Genomic DNA, 16,283 nt, shown 5'->3' with positions numbered 1-16,283 from the left:
AATTCATAAATTATTACCAGTTTTTAAATAAGTTTAAGGAAAAGTAGCTTGAGGTTAAATTATATTTGTTATCGTACTGGTTAAACAAAAAGACCGGCAGACATTTAATTAAAACTCCAGGATGATCAATAAAGAAAGACTCACCAATAAGTTTATTAGCTACGTAAAGATAGATACCCAAAGTGATCCTAAAAGCGATACCACTCCCAGTACCGAAAAACAATGGAATCTTGCTAAGAAACTGGTTCAGGAGCTTAAGGAAATAGGGCTTGAAGATATAAGTATAGATGAAAATGCTTATGTTATGGCAGGCTTGCCAGCCAATGTTCCTCATAAGGTTCCGGTAATAGGCTTTGTTTCCCATTTTGATACCACTCCAGATTTTTCCGGAACCAACGTAAATCCCCAGATCATTGAAAATTATGACGGGAAGGATATCGTCCTAAATCCTGAAAAAAATATCATTCTTTCCCCGGAGTACTTTGAAGATCTTCAGCAATATAAAGGTCAAACGCTTATCACCACAGATGGCACAACGCTTTTAGGAGCCGATGATAAAGCCGGAATTACCGAGATAATGATGGCTATGGAATACCTGGTAGACAATCCTGAAATTCCACACGGTAAAATTCGTATCTGTTTCACTCCAGATGAAGAAATTGGCCGGGGGGCGCATAAATTCAACGTGGAGAAATTTGGTGCAGAATGGGCCTATACCATGGATGGCAGCCAGATTGGCGAACTTGAATACGAAAACTTTAACGCTGCAAGTGCGGTTGTAAAGGTCTTCGGAAAAAGTGTGCATCCGGGTTATGCCAAAGATAAAATGATCAATAGCATGTATATCGCCCAGGATTTCATCAATTCTCTGCCAAGATTAGAAACTCCGGAACATACCGAAGGTAGACAGGGCTTCTTCCATCTAAGCAGTATTAAAGGTGATGTGGAAGAAACTGAACTGGAATATATTATTAGAGATCATGACAAGACTCATTTCGAGGCGAGGAAACAGATGATGCATGATCTGGTGAGTGATATCTGCTCTCAATATGAAAGGGATTGCATTAGTATAGAGATCAAAGATCAATATGCCAATATGCGGGAAAAAGTAGAACCTGTTATGCATATCATTGATCTTGCTGAAAAAGCTATGCAAGAAGTTAATGTAAAGCCTATTATTAAACCTATTAGAGGTGGAACCGATGGAGCTCAGCTAAGTTTTATGGGACTACCCTGTCCTAATATTTTTGCTGGCGGACATAATTTTCACGGAAAATATGAATATGTTCCTGTTGAAAGTATGCAAAAAGCCGCGGAAGTTATCGTTAAATTAGCAGAACTTACAGCAAAAAAATACGAATAACTAAAACCTAAAGTCATGGCTGTAAAAAATGCGGAAGAATATATCTCTGTCCATAGGCATTGGGAAAAAGAACTTAGACAGCTTCATGAAATGATCTTAAGCACAGATCTTAAACCTGAAATTAAATGGGGAGCACCTGTGTACACTTTTAACGATAAAAATGTGGTTGGAATTGGTGCTTTTAAAAACCATGTTGGAATTTGGTTCTTTAATGGCGCTTTATTAAAAGAAAATACAGCTCTTCTCGTAAATGCACAGGAAGGAAAAACAAAAGCATTGAGACAGATACGCTTTGAGAAAGGAGACGAAATTAAAACTTCAGCTTTATTGCCTTATATAAAAGAAGCAATTCAAAATCAGCGGGAAGGAAAAGAAATAAAACCGGTTAGGATAAAAAAGGTAGTTATTTCCGAAGAACTGGCGGAGGCATTTTTAAATGACCCCGGATTAAAGAAAAGTTTTGATAAGCTAACACCGGGAAAGCAGGGCGAATATGCCGATTATATTACAGAAGCCAAAAGGCCAGCTACTAAATCCAGCCGGATTGAAAAAATTAGTCCTATGATCAAGAAAGGAACTGGTTTACATGATAAATATAAAAATTGCTAAGTAAAATTTCTTTGGGGCAAGCCCACTAAGCATTTTAGAGGGAAACGTTTTCAAACTTTACAACATTTACTAACGAGGCAAGCCTCAGGCTATTTACTCTCTATAGAATAAAAAAAGCAGCTATATCTAGCTGCTTTTTTTCGATTATATTCTTCACTGTTACTTTTTATCTTTCGCCTTTGCAGGTGGTTCATTAAGTTTCTGACTCATTTCCATCGAAATTGAAGAACGGTCGAAAGTGATTTTTCCTGCTCCGGTTTCAATAATCACCGAATTATTTTTTTCGCTGAAATCTATAATTTTGCCATGCATCCCACTTTTAGTGATAATCCGATCTCCTTTTTTAAGCTCGGCGGCAAAATTCTTTTCCTGTTTCGCTTTTTTCATTTGCGGGCGTATCATAAAAAAATACACCACCACAAACATTAAAATAATTGGTGCAAACTGCGTTAATTGATCCATATATGCTTTTAGCTCGCGTTTTCGTCAGCTTCTACAAAAGCTTTAATTTTAATTTGTTCTTTTCCTGATTCTGTATTTGCAGATACAGTAACTGTTTTTGTAACCTGCCCATTTCCAGATCCGTTAAATTTAACCAGCATCTCTCCGGTTTCTCCAGGAGCGATAGTTTCATTTTTAGGATAGGTAGGTACCGTACAACCACAAGAACTGGCTGCATTGGTAATTACTAAGGGTGCATTTCCCGTATTTTCAAATTTAAATACGTGCTCCACGTTTGTACCTTTGGCAATATTACCGAAATCGAATTCGGTTTCTTCAAAGCTGATTTCAGGATATTGTGTGTCCTGTGCGTCACGTTCAGCAGATGCTTCTACATTTTCAGCTTTTACCTTATCTGAAGCATTATCTTTACATCCGGTGAACAGCATAGCTCCTACTGCCGCAAACATTAAAATTGTCTTTTTCATGGTGAAGTTATTTTGTTTAATTTCTAATTGATAAAAATAATAAAAAATCTTAACTACATAAGACCTCTTCCGGTTTTATTTAGCTTCTCCTCAGTTTGATATTCTTTAGAGAGTTTATCTAAAACTCCATTTATAAAAATACTGCTTTTGGGAGTACTGTATTCTTTAGCAATTTCCAGATATTCATTAATAGTAACCTTTACCGGAATACTGCTGAACTTCAAAAACTCGCAAATCGCCATTTTAATTAATACCATATCAACTTCAGCGATCCTGTCTTTATCCCAGTTAGGAGTTTTCCCTAGCATTTCCTCGGAAAGGTCCTCATCGTTTAAATATGTTTTTCTGAAAAGTTTGAGAGCAAACTCCTTATCTTCTTCATTTTTAAACAACTGGGTAATTCTCTTCTCTCTTCCTGTAGATTCTTTTAGCTTCTGAAGAAATTTCAAAATCGCAGTATTCACCAGCGGAAGATCGTCTACCCATGTAAGTTTTTTATCCTCCAGGTATTCATAAAGCTTTTCATTAGGAGCGATGATTTCTTTAAAGATGTGAATTATAAAATCCTTATCCTCTTTAAAACTGCTTTCCCGGGTTTCCATATATTCCTGATAAGCCAGGCTGTTTCTCACCTCATTCCAGATGATCGCCACATATTCATCATCCTGTTTCCAGTGATTTATCTTGTGTTTTTCCAGTGCATTTTGTATGCTTTCGTTCTCATTCAGAATTTGAAAAACCTGGTTGTCTACGAATTTCCTGCTAGGATCTTTCTCTTCGCTGGTCGCTAAATGTTTCTGCTGGGATTTTTCTAAATAAGTTTCAGCATGTTCTCTTACTTCGGTGATCAAACTTATTTGAAGCAGATATAGATCATACATTTCCTGCATACTCTTCAGCAGGAATTTCTCTTCGGTGGCAAGGTTATCATTCTGGCTTTGGTTAAAAGCGTATAGTGATTGCATTACTTTAACCCTGATATGTCTTCTTGTCAACATAATTGTAAAAGAACTTTTAGAAATTAGAAAGGGCGAAAGAATTTCCCTTTCGCCCTGCAAAAATATCAATTAATTAGAACTGACTAATTTAAATTTTGATTTTTTCTATCTAAAATTCTCTGCTTTGCGATTTGTAAAGCCGCAAAATGAGTGGTAATGTCATCTTTAGATGCTTTTTCAAGAATTTTGAGCGTGGTGTTATAGATATTCTCTGTTTTACGCATAATTTCCTGCTTATCGTAATTCTCCAGTTCAGCATATACATTTATGATTCCACCTGCGTTGATCAGGAAATCCGGAGCATAGACAATACCTTTTTTCTGAAGGATCTCACCATGGGAAACCTCATCTGCTAACTGGTTGTTGGCCGCTCCCGCAATGATATCTACCTTGAGTCTCTGGATAGTTTCATCGTTGATAGTGGCTCCCAGAGCACAGGGTGCGTATATATCCATATCTGCACCATATATATCGTGGTCTGTAAATATATAGGCTCCATGTTTTTCACTTACTTCTTCCAGCCGTTCTTCATTAATATCACTTATGAATACTTCTGCGCCATCACTTACAAGATATTCTACAAGGGTCTCTCCTACATGTCCAATTCCCTGCACCAATACTTTTTTGCCTTCAAGATCATCTGTTCCGTATTTGAATTTAGCGGAAGCTTTGATCCCCATAAAAACACCATACGCAGTAATGGGAGAAGGATTTCCTGCTCCACCTTTAGATTCTGAAATTCCGGTTACGTAAGGAGTTACCTCTCTCACGGTATCCATATCTGAAGTTTCCATCCCAACATCTTCAGCTGTGATATATTTACCACCTAAAGAATGTACGAATTCACCAAATCTCTTCATGAGTGCCGGAGTCTTATCTTTCTTAGCATCTCCAATAATCACTGCTTTTCCGCCACCAAGGTTCAATCCCGTGATCGCGCTTTTAAAAGTCATCCCACGGGACAAACGCAAAACATCATTCACCGCCTCCCATTCGCTGGTATAATTCCACATCCTGGTACCGCCCAGAGCAGGACCTAAAACAGTGTTATGAATACCAATAATTGCCTTTAAACCTGTATCTTTGTCGTTGCAAAACACGATTTGCTCGTGTTCATCAAAGGACACCTGTCCGAATACCGGAGCAGACTTTTTTAGTTCTTTTGCGTTTAGAACGTCAACTTGCATAATTTGTTGATTTTTAAATTATTCAGATTCTGAATTTGACTAAAAATTCGTTGCAAAAATAATAATATTTTAAAAATTGGTGATTTAAAACGTGTTAAATTACTGAATTCTCAATTAAAGCTAAATATCCTGAATGAAAAATCTTCAGCATCTCAATAAATATTTCTACAAATACAAATGGAAACTACTGATAGGCTTAATCATTACCATCGCTGCCAGGATATTTGCCATTTATTACATTCCTCTCATAGGTAAAAGTACTGTGATTATTGAAAAATACATCAATGGTACTGTAACCGATATTTCTGTGGTGAAAAATGAATTGGCTTATAATATTGCACTTATTGTAGGAACCACACTCATTGCTGCTTTTCTTACGTTTCTTATGAGACAGACCTTTATCGTGGTTTCCAGGCACATGGAATATGATCTTAAAAATGAGGTTTTTCAACATTATCAGGATCTATCTTTAAATTTTTATAAAAAGAACAGAACCGGCGACCTTATGAACCGTATTAGTGAGGATGTTTCCAAGGTAAGATTATACCTGGGACCGGCGATCATGTATAGTGTGACCACCTTTACTTCTACAATTGTAGTGCTTATCTTTATGATCCAGGCGGCGCCCGAACTCACTTTATACACCGTAATCCCCTTACCTATCCTTGCTTTTTCAATCTATAAGCTAAGTGTGGCTATACATCAAAGAAGTACCGTTGTACAGCAGTATTTATCCAAATTGAATACCTTCACCCAGGAAAGTTTTAGTGGGATCGCCGTGATAAAGTCCTACGGAATTGAACCTCAAACCAATACTAATTTCACCGATCTTTCTAACGGAAGCAGGGACAAGAATATAGACCTGGTTAAAGTGCAAGCGTTCTTCTTTCCGCTAATGGTGTTATTGATTGGGATTAGTAATATTATCGTGATCTATATCGGCGGAAGACAACTCATTTCAGGCCAAATTGCAAATATTGATGTACTGGTAGAATTTATCTTATATGTTAATATGCTTACCTGGCCGGTAGCATCTATAGGATGGGTAACTTCCCTTGTGCAGCAGGCCGATGCATCCCAGGAAAGGATTAATGAATTTCTTAGTGAGAAACCGGAGATCACAAATCCCAAAATAGAACCAGACACGATCAACGGAGATATTAACTTTAAAAATGTGAGCTTCACATATGACGATACCAATATTACAGCATTAAAAAATGTCTCTTTCAAGGTAAGAAAAGGTGAAACCTTAGCTATCATAGGGAAAACAGGTTCCGGGAAATCCACAGTTTTGGAACTTATTGGCAGGTTATATGATATAGATCAGGGCGAAATCTTAATTGATGCTAAGAATATTCAGCAGCTAAATTTGGAAAGCCTGCGTGAAAGTATCGGCTATGTGCCGCAGGACGCATTTTTATTCAGCGATAGTATTCGGAACAATATAAAGTTTGGAAAGACTGAGGCGACCGAAGATGAGATTATAAAAGCTGCTCAAAATGCTTCGGTGCACAAAAATATTATGGGCTTCAGCAAAGGCTATGATACCGTACTTGGAGAAAGAGGAATCACACTTTCGGGAGGTCAGAAACAACGGGTTTCCATTGCACGGGCCATAATCCATGAACCTGAAATTTTACTTTTTGACGACTGCCTTTCCGCAGTAGATACTGAAACCGAAGAGGAAATCCTAAATAATCTGTTCCAGATTTCAAAAGATAAAACAACCATTATAGTTAGCCATCGAATTTCTTCAGCAAAAAATGCAGATAAGATCATCATTCTGGAAGACGGGCAAATAGTTCAGCAAGGCACACATGATGAGTTAATGAAAGCTACGGGATATTATAAAGAACTATATGCAAAACAACTAAATGAAAAAGAAATGTGAAAATATTTTGCTAGATGTTAAAAATTTTTAGATTTTTGAACTCCACAATAACAAACCTATTAAAGAATTTATTTTATGAGCGACAAGGGAATGATGGAGAAAGAAGAAATATTCTCTAAAGTTTTAAGAGCAGGAAGAAGAACTTATTTTTTTGACGTAAGATCTACCCGTGCCAACGATTATTATCTTACCATCACAGAAAGTAAGAAATTCACCAATGACGATGGCTCCTTCTATTACAAGAAACATAAGATCTACCTTTACAAAGAAGATTTTGATGGTTTTAGAGAGATCCTTGAGGAGATGACAGATTATATCGTGAATGAAAAAGGAGAAGAGGTGATAAGTGAGCGCCATCAAAAAGATTTCAAAAAAGAATACGATGATGATGAAGATACCAGTGAGAAAAAATCTGCTGCTACCGCTTCAACCGCTGATAAATTTACAGACGTAAGTTTTGACGATATTTAAAAAATACCCTCAGTTATTTTTAAACCGTCCCATATCAGGACGGTTTTTTTTATATTAGATTTTTCAAAATAAAAACAATGCGAATTTTTACAAGTATCCTTCTATTATTTTCAATTTTTTCAATTCAGGCGCAAGACAGGGAAATCACTTTAGATTATTACCTTCCCGCCGATGTAAATTATAATGCTGACATCCCCACCCCGCAGGAAGTTATAGGCTTTGTTCCCGGAGAATGGCACGTAAGCCACGACCGGCTTTTGATGTATATGAATAAGCTTGCGGAAGCTTCGCCACGCATTCAGGTGGAAAATCGCGGATTTACTTATGAAGGCAGGCCTTTGATCCTACTAACGATTTCTTCGGAAGAAAATCTTTCGAATATTGAAAAAATAAGAAACCAGCATGTTTCACTGGTGGAGGAAAACTCAGAATCACTGGATACAGGCGAAATGCCCTCTGTAATTAACCAGGGTTTTTCTATCCATGGAAACGAAGCCAGCGGTTCCAACGCTGCCCTACTTTACGCTTATTATTTAGCCGCTGCTGAAGGTGATGAAATTGAAGAAGTATTGGATAATACGATAATCCTTTTGGATCCTTCATTTAATCCTGATGGTTTACAACGCTTTGCTTATTGGGCAAATACCAATAAAAGTGAAAATATTAATCCAGATCCCCAGGATCGTGAGTACAGCGAGGTGTGGCCTGGTGGAAGAACCAATCACTACTGGTTTGACATGAACCGTGACTGGCTGCCCGTTCAGCTTCCGGAATCACAGGCGAGGATTTCAACTTTTCATAAATGGTATCCCAATATCCTGACAGATCACCATGAAATGGGATCAAATTCTACCTTCTTTTTTCAGCCGGGGATTCCTTCAAGGACACATCCCTTGACTCCAAAGATGAACCAGGACCTTACCCGGGAAATTGGTACCTATCACGCTAATGCTTTTGATGAAATTGGTTCCTTATATTATACGGAAGAGAATTATGATGATTTCTACTACGGAAAAGGATCTACATTCCCAGACATTAACGGTAGCATAGGGATTTTATTTGAACAGGGAAGTTCCAGGGGTCATGCCCAGGAAACCGATAATGGAATTTTAACTTTCCCTTTCACCATCAGAAATCAGTTTACCGCAGCACTTTCTACCCTGGAAGCCGCGCAAAACATGAGAAAAGAGTTGCTGGATTATCAACGTAACTTCTTTAAGAATGCAAGAAGTTCAGCTGAATCTGGAGCCTATGCATTTGGAAATACAAAGGATCCTGTAAGTGCTTACAAACTCGCAGAAATTTTAAAAAGACATCAAATTGAAGTATATGAACCCGGGGAAGATTTTAAGGAGAATAACATCAATTTCAAAAAAGGATCCTCTTATATAGTGCCTAAAAATCAGCGTCAGCACAGACTTGTAAAGGCAATGTTCGAAAAACGAACAAGTTTCCAGGACAGTCTTTTTTATGATATTTCGGCATGGACATTTCCTCTTGCGTTCAATCTCGACTTTACGGAAGATGCTTCCATGAAAAATGCAGGAAATAAAATTGACGAACTTTCTTTTCCCTCTCCTGAATTACCAGAGGAAAGTGAGTATGCGTACCTGTTGAACTGGAACAACTATATGGCACCCAAAGCTTTGAATATTATTCTGGAGAAAGGCCTTCGAGCTAAGGTTGCCATGGATGATTTTTCATTGGACGGAACAAAATATGGCTACGGAACCATCATGATACCGGTTCAAAATCAAAAACTGGATAAAACAGCCTTGTTCGAGTATTTAAAAGAAATTTCAAAAGAAAGTGGTGTAGAGATTTCTGCCATTCAAACCGGGATGACCAAAGGAATAAATCTTGGAAGTAACCAGTTTAGAGCGCTTCAACCGCAAAAAGTAGCTATTATTGTTGGTGGTGCGATCACTCCTTATGACGCCGGTGAAATCTGGCATTTATTCGATCAGCGGTACAATATGAAGATCACTAAACTCGATGTAAATGAACTGGACCGGGCAGATCTTAGCCGATATACAGATATTATCCTCCCTGCCGCCTGGGGAAGTGGAATTGACAAGGATTTTGCTCCTAAAATAAAAGAATGGACCAAAAACGGAGGAACCATTATCGCTTACAGAAATGCAGTAAATTGGATGAAAAAGAATGAATTCATAGATTTTAAAACCAAAGAAAATGAAATGACTGCCGAGGATGTAAGTTTTGGAGAACGTGGTGATTTTAGAGGAGCTCAGGTAATAGGAGGCGCTATTTTTGAAGCAAAACTTGACAGAAGCCATCCTATCGCTTTTGGCTACAAAGATGACAAAATTGCCATGTTCAGGAATACCACCATATTTATAGAGGAAGATGAACAGAGCTATAACAACCCAATCCAATATACTGAAAAGCCCCTTTTAAGCGGCTATATAAGTAAACCAAACCTTGATTCTATAGCCAATACAGTACCATTTAAACACAAGAGCCTTGGCCGTGGCGAAGTAATGCTTTTTACCGATAATACCAACTTCCGGGCCTTCTGGTATGGAACAAATAAATTATTGATGAATGCTATTTTCTTCGGAGATGAGATGTAGAAATCAGTATAGAGTTTAGGAGAATTTTAATAGTCTTGGATCAAATTTGGATAACTTTGTGAAAGACTAAAGATTTTTAAAAGTCCGGAAGTCTCCCTTCCGGACTTTTTGCTTGAGAAAATCATTCTGATATATACAAAAAAACTACCCCTAAGTGAAATTTTCAGGATTTCGAAGCTGGCTCAAAAACGAGAGGTTTTTAACCAACCTCAACCGTTTTTCATTTTTGCTAAGCCTTTTCACCCTTATAATAGCTCTTTACGATCTCGGTTTCAGGCATGCAGAACATGAAGAAGAAAAGCTAAGCCAGTTTTACTTTGGGGTACTGTTTTTTGGGATCCGGAACAAAAAATGAGCTTGGCGCAAATACTGAAAAGGAAATCGGTTCAGGGAATTGCCAGAGCAGACACCGTGCTTTATAAAGATGAAATCATGGTGCTTTATGGCCATAATAAAGACATCAAAAACTATTAGAGGAACACCATAAATTTAAAGAAGAAATGTAGTTTATCCTATTTTTGACCCATCTGGCATTTTTTGATCGGGAGAAAGCAAAACAACATCTTTATTCTCTCCCAACACTCCTAAAACCAGGCACTCGCTTTTAAAACCGGCGATGCGTTTCACAGGAAAATTCACTACGGCTATAATTTGTCTTCCAGGCAATTCTTCTTTGGTATAACGGCGGGTAATTTGTGCCGAAGACTTCTTCTCCCCAATCTCTTCCCCAAAGTCGATCACTAATTTATAAGCCGGATCTCTGGCCTCTGGAAATGCTTCTACGGAAGTAATCGTTCCTACTCGCATCTCTACCTTTTCAAAATCATTCCAGTTAATTTCTTCCATCTCTCATTTTTAAGAACCTCAAAATAAAGAATATTCGGTATTAATAATTAATTTTATGAAAAAAGATGTCACTTCCCCCTTCAAATATGATAAAATTAGGGACAAAAGCTCCCCATTTCAAGCTGATGGATACCATCACAGATCATCTACTAACGCTGGATGAAGTTAAAGGGGAACGAGGGACTTTAATTATGTTTCTTTGTAATCACTGTCCGTTTGTAAAACATGTGAATGAAGAAATTGTTCGAATTGCGAATGAATACAGGCAGTTAGGTTTTGGCTTTGCCGGAATAATGAGCAATGATGTAAAGAAATTTCCTCAGGATAACCCGGAAAAGATGAAAGAACATGCAGCTAAGCATCAGTATTCATTCCCCTATCTTTTTGACGGAACCCAGGAAATAGCCAAAGCTTATGACGCCGCATGTACACCCGATTTTTTTCTTTTTGATGATAAATTAAAACTGATTTATCGCGGGCAGCTGGATAACAGCAGGCCGGGAAATGGTATACACCCCAATGGCAGGGATCTTCGGGAAGCGATGGATGCCATTTTGAATAACCGAAAAGTAGCTGAAGACCAGAAACCCAGCATGGGCTGTAATATAAAATGGAAAGATTAATTTAACGTGAGCTTTCCATTTTCGGATAATATTTTCTTTACTTTTATAAACCTATAGACTTAATAGGTTATTAATTAATAAAACAAAAAATCTTGATTATGAGTGATTTGAAATTAGGAGACAAAGCCCCAAACTTTGATGCTGAAACTTCAGAAGGAAAAATCAATTTTTATGATTACCTGGGCGATAGCTGGGGAATACTATTTTCGCATCCCGCAGATTACACCCCGGTTTGTACTACAGAATTAGGAACCGTGGCCAATTATAAAGCTGAATTTGAAAAACGTGATGTAAAAGTGATGGCGCTAAGTGTGGATGGAGTAGAATCCCACAAAGGCTGGATTAAAGATATTAATGAGACTCAAAATACTACGGTGAATTTTCCCATTATCGCAGATGAAGACAGAAAAGTGTCTGATCTTTATGGAATGATCCACCCCAATGCTGATGACACTCTTACCGTAAGATCTGTATTTGTAATTGCGCCAGATAAAAGTATTAAAATGACGCTGACCTATCCTGCCAGTACCGGCAGGAATTTCGATGAATTATTACGGGTAATAGATTCGCTTCAACTTACTGCTTATAATAAGGTTGCTACACCGGCAAACTGGAAACATGGCGAGGATGTGGTGATAAGTCCCTCGGTTAGTAATGAGGACGCAGATAAAATGTTCCCGAAAGGTTATAAAGTGGTAAAACCTTATTTAAGAACTACGGCTCAACCCGAATTAAAGAAATAAATATTTTTCTTATAAATATTTCTAGGCTGGCATTATTGCCAGCCTTTGCTTTTTATCAGGTTACTTAAATGGGCAAAATGGTGCCGGCCATGCCAGGAATAATGTGCCAGCATTTCCTTGAGCTTAAACCTGGTTCCTGATTGTGGATGAACAAAAGTCCTTTCAAAATCGGAAGAACTCATATTCTCCAGTAAGATCACCCATCTCGCATGCAATGCCCTGAGGAAATCCAGAGAGATATCTACAGGCGCTAAAGTTGAATCATTAAGCTCTGCAAATGATTTTTCGTTATACACTTTTATGGTGGGTTCATCTTCGGTAAGCGCCCATTTAAATCGTAGCAGCCCATTCATGTGGCTATCGGCAATATGATGTACTAATTGTTTTAAGGTCCAGCCTTCTGGCCGATACGTGGTATCTAATTGTTTTTTTGAGAGGGGGTTAACGGCTTTTGTCAGCTTTTCAGGTAATTCGCTTATCTCTGTGATCCACCTTTTAATATCTTCTGAAGAAATATCTTTCGGGATCTCAGATTTCCCAATAGGATATTTTAGACTTTCTAATTCTTCAAGTTCTTGTTTAGTCATTCTTAAAAATAAAAAAACGCGCTGAGAATTCAGCGCGTTTTATGATTAGATATTATTCATTTTTTTTTAAGTTTCTATTATCCCATTAAGTTTTTAAAAAGGAGAAACTAAATTGATCGTCATGCTGAACTTGTTTCAGCATCTCAAGTATATTCATTAAGACCCTGAAACAAGTTACCATTGACGTATTTCTAAAATTAGTAATCATAAAGTTAAATACTTAATTTTAAGAGCCTCCATTTCCCCGGCCTATCGAAAATTTATCGTAAAATTTGAAGTGTAAGCACCGTGAAATTTTAGGCTGTTTGAGCTAAACAAATTTTCTATAAAAATCATCTCAATGGCGAGTTCCTAAAATTTAGGTGCTGAACGATAAATTTAGATAGAGTTTCGTAAGCCTAGATTTTTTTGGTTCGTTTTTTCATCAATGGAAAAAATGAACAAGTAACTTATTAAAATATGTCAATTTCCTACGCTAGATAATTTTTTATCATGGGTCTCAGGGCGACGTAATCACATTAAGCTAAATAGAACTGAAAAATCTATTTCACAGCCATTAATTCCACATCAAAGATAAGTACCGCATTTGGAGGAATTACTCCGCCGGCTCCTCTTTCTCCGTAAGCAAGATTTGAAGGTATTACCATCCTGGCTTTGTCTCCAACTTCGAGCAATTGGATTCCTTCATCCCAACCTGGAATTACATGGCCTACTCCAATTGGAAATTCCAGTGGTTTATTTCTCTTGTAAGAAGAATCGAATACAGTTCCATCAGCAAGCTGACCTTTATAATGCACAGATACTGTTTTTCCTTTTTCAACTTTTATCCCATCTCCTTTCTGGATGATTTTATAACGAAGTCCGCTATCTGTTTTTTCAAATCCGGCTGCCAGTTTTTCTACTTCCGCTTCAGCTTTTTTCTTTTCTGCTTCTTCCCTTTTGGTTTTTTCAGCAGTAAAAGATTGAAAAGCTTCTACAGCATTAAAGTTTTCAGCATCTTTTCCTTCACGGATGATCTCTACTTTTTCTAAACTATCTCCCTGCTGGATCTTATCTACCACATCCTGCCCCTCTACAACATTTCCAAAAACCGTATGTTTTCCGTCGAGCCATGGTGTTTCCACATGAGTTATAAAAAACTGACTTCCATTAGTTCCCGGTCCGGCATTGGCCATGGAAAGTTTACCCGGAGCATCGTGCTTCAGATCAGGATGAATCTCATCATCAAATTGATATCCCGGGCCACCGGCACCTGTTCCCTGGGGATCTCCTCCCTGAACCATAAAATTGGGGATTACTCGATGAAATTTCAATCCGTCGTAATAAGGTTCTTCCTTGTCTTTAGGGTCATTTTCTATTTTCCCTTCTGCAAGACCTACAAAGTTTCCTACTGTTCCGGGAGTTTTCCCATGTTCCAACTCTACCAGGATCTCTCCTTTGGAGGTATGGAATTTAGCATATAATCCGTCGTTCATTTCTTTATTTTTTTAATAAGTTGCAAAGATACTTAATTGAAATAAGAGACCTGCAAGATTTATTACGCCTGCCAGGTTTTACAGACCTGCAAGGTTTTAAAAACCCTGCAGGTATTTCAGTTTTTATTTTCCACTAAACACCTTTTCTCCATTTACAAAAGTGGAAATCACTTTAGTATCTGGAACACTATCTATCGCCACTTCCATAAGGTCTCTGTCCAGGATCACAAAATCTGCAAATTTCCCCACTTCAATGCTTCCTTTTTCTTCCTCTTCAAAATTGGAATACGCGGCCCAAATAGTCATTCCCTTAAGGGTTTCTTCTCTGGTTAATGCCTGATCTTTCATAAAACCATCTTCAGGATAATTGTCTGTATCCTGACGGTCTACCGATGCATAAAAAGTTAAAAACGGATTAACCTGCTCCACCGGAAAGTCAGTTCCGAGGGCGACAATCCCTGCCTGGTCCAGCAACTTTTTATAAGCATAGGCTCCCTTAACCCTTTTCTCTCCCAGCCTTTCTTCAGCCCAATACATATCACTGGTAGCATGCGTTGGCTGGATAGAAGGAATAATATTCTTACTGAAATATTTAAAATCTGCGGAATCTATTACCTGCGAATGTTCTACCCTCCATCTTCTTTCGTCGCCATTTGCCAGCAGCGAATCATAGGTTTTTAAAACCAGGTAATTGGCAGAATCACCAATAGCATGGGTATTCATCTGAAATTTAGATTTAGCAATTCTGGCCGCTGTTTCCTTAAATTCTGAAACTGGAGAAAGCAAAGCTCCAAAATGATTTGGCCTGTCTGAATATTCTTCTTTTAAAGCCGCACCTCTGGAACCTAAGGCGCCATCTCCATAAAATTTAACAGATCTAACATTTAAACGATCCGTTTTGTATGGTTCCTTATCTAAATAATAATCAAGGTTTTCTTTACTATTGCTAAGCATAGCATATAACCTAATCTTCAGGTCGCCAGTATTGTTCAAACTATCAATTAATTCAATAACTGCCTTATCAAGCCCGGCATCATCTACCGTGGTTAAGCCATATCCAAAACAGATCTCCTGAGCCGCCAGCAAGGCTTTTGCCTGCACTTCCTGATCTACATCTTCGGTGATTTTTTCAATTAACATCATAGGATTATCTACAAGGATACCAGTAAGCTTTCCATTTTTTTGTTCAATATCCCCGCCATCAAAGGTTGTTTCTGTAGTGATATTCGCCTTATCCAGCGCCGCCTGGTTTACCAGCATGGCGTGCCCATCTATCCTGGTCACCGCCACGGGAGTATCTGGAAAAAGTTCATCCAGCGTATCTTTTACCGGGAACTCCTTCACTTGCCAGTCGTTTTGGTCCCATCCTCGTCCCACGATAAAATCTGTTTTATTCTTCTCCTGGAATTCAACAATCTTCGCTACTACTTCCTCAAAACTTTTAGTACCGGTAAGATCTACTCGTTGCTGCTGCATTCCAAGGCCATAAAAATGTGCATGAGCATCAATTAATCCCGGATATACCGGTTTTCCCTGCGCGTCTAACTCTTCAGTAAACTCATATTTATCTTTTAAAGCACTGGAAGGTCCTATCTCCAGAAATTTTCCATCTTTAATGGCAAAAGCCTCTGCTTTACCGAATTCATCATCTACCGTATAAACATTGGCATTAAAAATTAAAAGATCTGCTTCTTCCTTTTGAGAGCCGCAGCTAACCAGAATAATGCTACAAAATAATAGTTCGAGTATTTTTCTCATTTTTTTTAAAAATTTGGCTAAAAATAAAGAAAGCTTTTTAGAAATCTATAGAGAAGCTCAAATTATAAAAGCATCCTCATATAAGGAGTACCACAACTCATTGCAGAATTTCTAATAAAAGTCCTATTTTAGAGCTTTCTGAAATCAAATGTTCCATGAAATTAAAATCGACTTGCTTTCTGATATTTTCCCTTATCCTTCTGAATTCA

The 16,283-nt window shown here is 37.9% G+C and carries 16 protein-coding genes; 8 read left to right on the top strand and 8 right to left on the bottom strand.

The genetic code is table 11. From position 1 onward, the window contains the following. Positions 1-121 precede the first annotated feature (121 nt). Positions 122-1,363 (top strand): peptidase T, encoded by a 1,242-nt coding sequence (pepT, locus tag Q1K34_RS12740; protein ID WP_300439509.1) that lies wholly within the window; start codon positions 122-124, stop codon positions 1,361-1,363. Positions 1,364-1,378: 15 nt separating this feature from the next. Beyond that, the gene (locus tag Q1K34_RS12735; RefSeq protein ID WP_300439507.1) at positions 1,379-1,972 is read left to right on the top strand and encodes a DUF1801 domain-containing protein; all 594 of its coding nucleotides are present in this window, start codon (positions 1,379-1,381) and stop codon (positions 1,970-1,972) included. 159 nt (positions 1,973-2,131) lie between these two features. Here Q1K34_RS12735 and yajC read toward each other — a convergent pair whose 3' ends face one another. The 4 genes from yajC to Q1K34_RS12715 form a co-directional block, all read right to left on the bottom strand. Further along, positions 2,132-2,434, bottom strand: a complete 303-nt coding sequence (gene yajC / locus Q1K34_RS12730) for a preprotein translocase subunit YajC (RefSeq protein ID WP_300439504.1) — start codon at positions 2,432-2,434, stop codon at positions 2,132-2,134. Between the two features lie 8 nt (positions 2,435-2,442). Beyond that, entirely contained in the window at positions 2,443-2,901 is a 459-nt protein-coding gene (locus Q1K34_RS12725; RefSeq protein WP_300439501.1) for a DUF1573 domain-containing protein, read from the bottom strand. A gap of 53 nt (positions 2,902-2,954) precedes the next feature. Further along, positions 2,955-3,899 carry a transcription antitermination factor NusB gene (gene nusB / locus Q1K34_RS12720; protein ID WP_300439498.1) on the bottom strand — a complete coding sequence of 315 codons (945 nt, stop codon included), beginning with the start codon at positions 3,897-3,899 and terminating at the stop codon, positions 2,955-2,957. 83 nt (positions 3,900-3,982) lie between these two features. Then, positions 3,983-5,086: a Glu/Leu/Phe/Val dehydrogenase gene (locus Q1K34_RS12715; RefSeq protein ID WP_300439495.1), complete on the bottom strand. Its 1,104-nt coding sequence runs from the start codon at positions 5,084-5,086 to the stop codon at positions 3,983-3,985. A 133-nt stretch (positions 5,087-5,219) separates the two neighbouring features. Between Q1K34_RS12715 and Q1K34_RS12710 the strand changes: the two genes are divergently transcribed. The 4 genes from Q1K34_RS12710 to Q1K34_RS12695 all read left to right on the top strand — a co-directional run bounded on the left by Q1K34_RS12710 (position 5,220) and on the right by Q1K34_RS12695 (position 10,516). After that, positions 5,220-6,977: an ABC transporter ATP-binding protein gene (locus Q1K34_RS12710; RefSeq protein ID WP_300439493.1), complete on the top strand. Its 1,758-nt coding sequence runs from the start codon at positions 5,220-5,222 to the stop codon at positions 6,975-6,977. Positions 6,978-7,052: 75 nt separating this feature from the next. Next, positions 7,053-7,448: a PUR family DNA/RNA-binding protein gene (locus tag Q1K34_RS12705; protein ID WP_300439490.1), complete on the top strand. Its 396-nt coding sequence runs from the start codon at positions 7,053-7,055 to the stop codon at positions 7,446-7,448. A 77-nt stretch (positions 7,449-7,525) separates the two neighbouring features. Further along, on the top strand, positions 7,526-10,042 hold the full coding sequence (locus Q1K34_RS12700) for a M14 family zinc carboxypeptidase (protein ID WP_300439487.1): 2,517 nt from the start codon (positions 7,526-7,528) through the stop codon (positions 10,040-10,042). A 351-nt stretch (positions 10,043-10,393) separates the two neighbouring features. Continuing rightward, a complete protein-coding gene (locus Q1K34_RS12695; RefSeq protein ID WP_300439484.1) occupies positions 10,394-10,516 on the top strand; it encodes a hypothetical protein in 123 nt (40 codons plus the stop codon). A 33-nt stretch (positions 10,517-10,549) separates the two neighbouring features. On the opposite strand, the gene Q1K34_RS12690 is transcribed toward Q1K34_RS12695, so the two are convergent. After that, the gene (locus tag Q1K34_RS12690; protein ID WP_300439481.1) at positions 10,550-10,888 is read right to left on the bottom strand and encodes a tRNA-binding protein; all 339 of its coding nucleotides are present in this window, start codon (positions 10,886-10,888) and stop codon (positions 10,550-10,552) included. Positions 10,889-10,953: 65 nt separating this feature from the next. Between Q1K34_RS12690 and Q1K34_RS12685 the strand changes: the two genes are divergently transcribed. After that, entirely contained in the window at positions 10,954-11,511 is a 558-nt protein-coding gene (locus tag Q1K34_RS12685) for a thioredoxin family protein (protein WP_300439478.1), read from the top strand. A gap of 98 nt (positions 11,512-11,609) precedes the next feature. After that, complete coding sequence (locus Q1K34_RS12680) at positions 11,610-12,254, top strand: peroxiredoxin (RefSeq protein ID WP_300439475.1); 645 nt, start codon at positions 11,610-11,612, stop codon at positions 12,252-12,254. Positions 12,255-12,286: 32 nt separating this feature from the next. Here the strand turns inward: Q1K34_RS12680 and Q1K34_RS12675 are convergent, their stop codons facing one another. The 3 genes from Q1K34_RS12675 to Q1K34_RS12665 all read right to left on the bottom strand — a co-directional run bounded on the left by Q1K34_RS12675 (position 12,287) and on the right by Q1K34_RS12665 (position 16,074). Continuing rightward, a complete protein-coding gene (locus Q1K34_RS12675) occupies positions 12,287-12,841 on the bottom strand; it encodes a YfiT family bacillithiol transferase (RefSeq protein ID WP_300439472.1) in 555 nt (184 codons plus the stop codon). Between the two features lie 542 nt (positions 12,842-13,383). Next, positions 13,384-14,316 (bottom strand): peptidylprolyl isomerase, encoded by a 933-nt coding sequence (locus Q1K34_RS12670; protein ID WP_300439469.1) that lies wholly within the window; start codon positions 14,314-14,316, stop codon positions 13,384-13,386. Between the two features lie 123 nt (positions 14,317-14,439). Next, positions 14,440-16,074 carry an amidohydrolase gene (locus tag Q1K34_RS12665; RefSeq protein WP_300439466.1) on the bottom strand — a complete coding sequence of 545 codons (1,635 nt, stop codon included), beginning with the start codon at positions 16,072-16,074 and terminating at the stop codon, positions 14,440-14,442. Positions 16,075-16,283 lie beyond the last annotated feature (209 nt).

The sequence above is a fragment of the Christiangramia sp. genome (assembly GCF_029937855.1).
In the GTDB taxonomy this organism is placed as follows: domain Bacteria; phylum Bacteroidota; class Bacteroidia; order Flavobacteriales; family Flavobacteriaceae; genus Christiangramia.
Note: the sequence above shows the minus strand (reverse complement) of the source record. Positions and strands in the feature narration are given on the sequence as shown.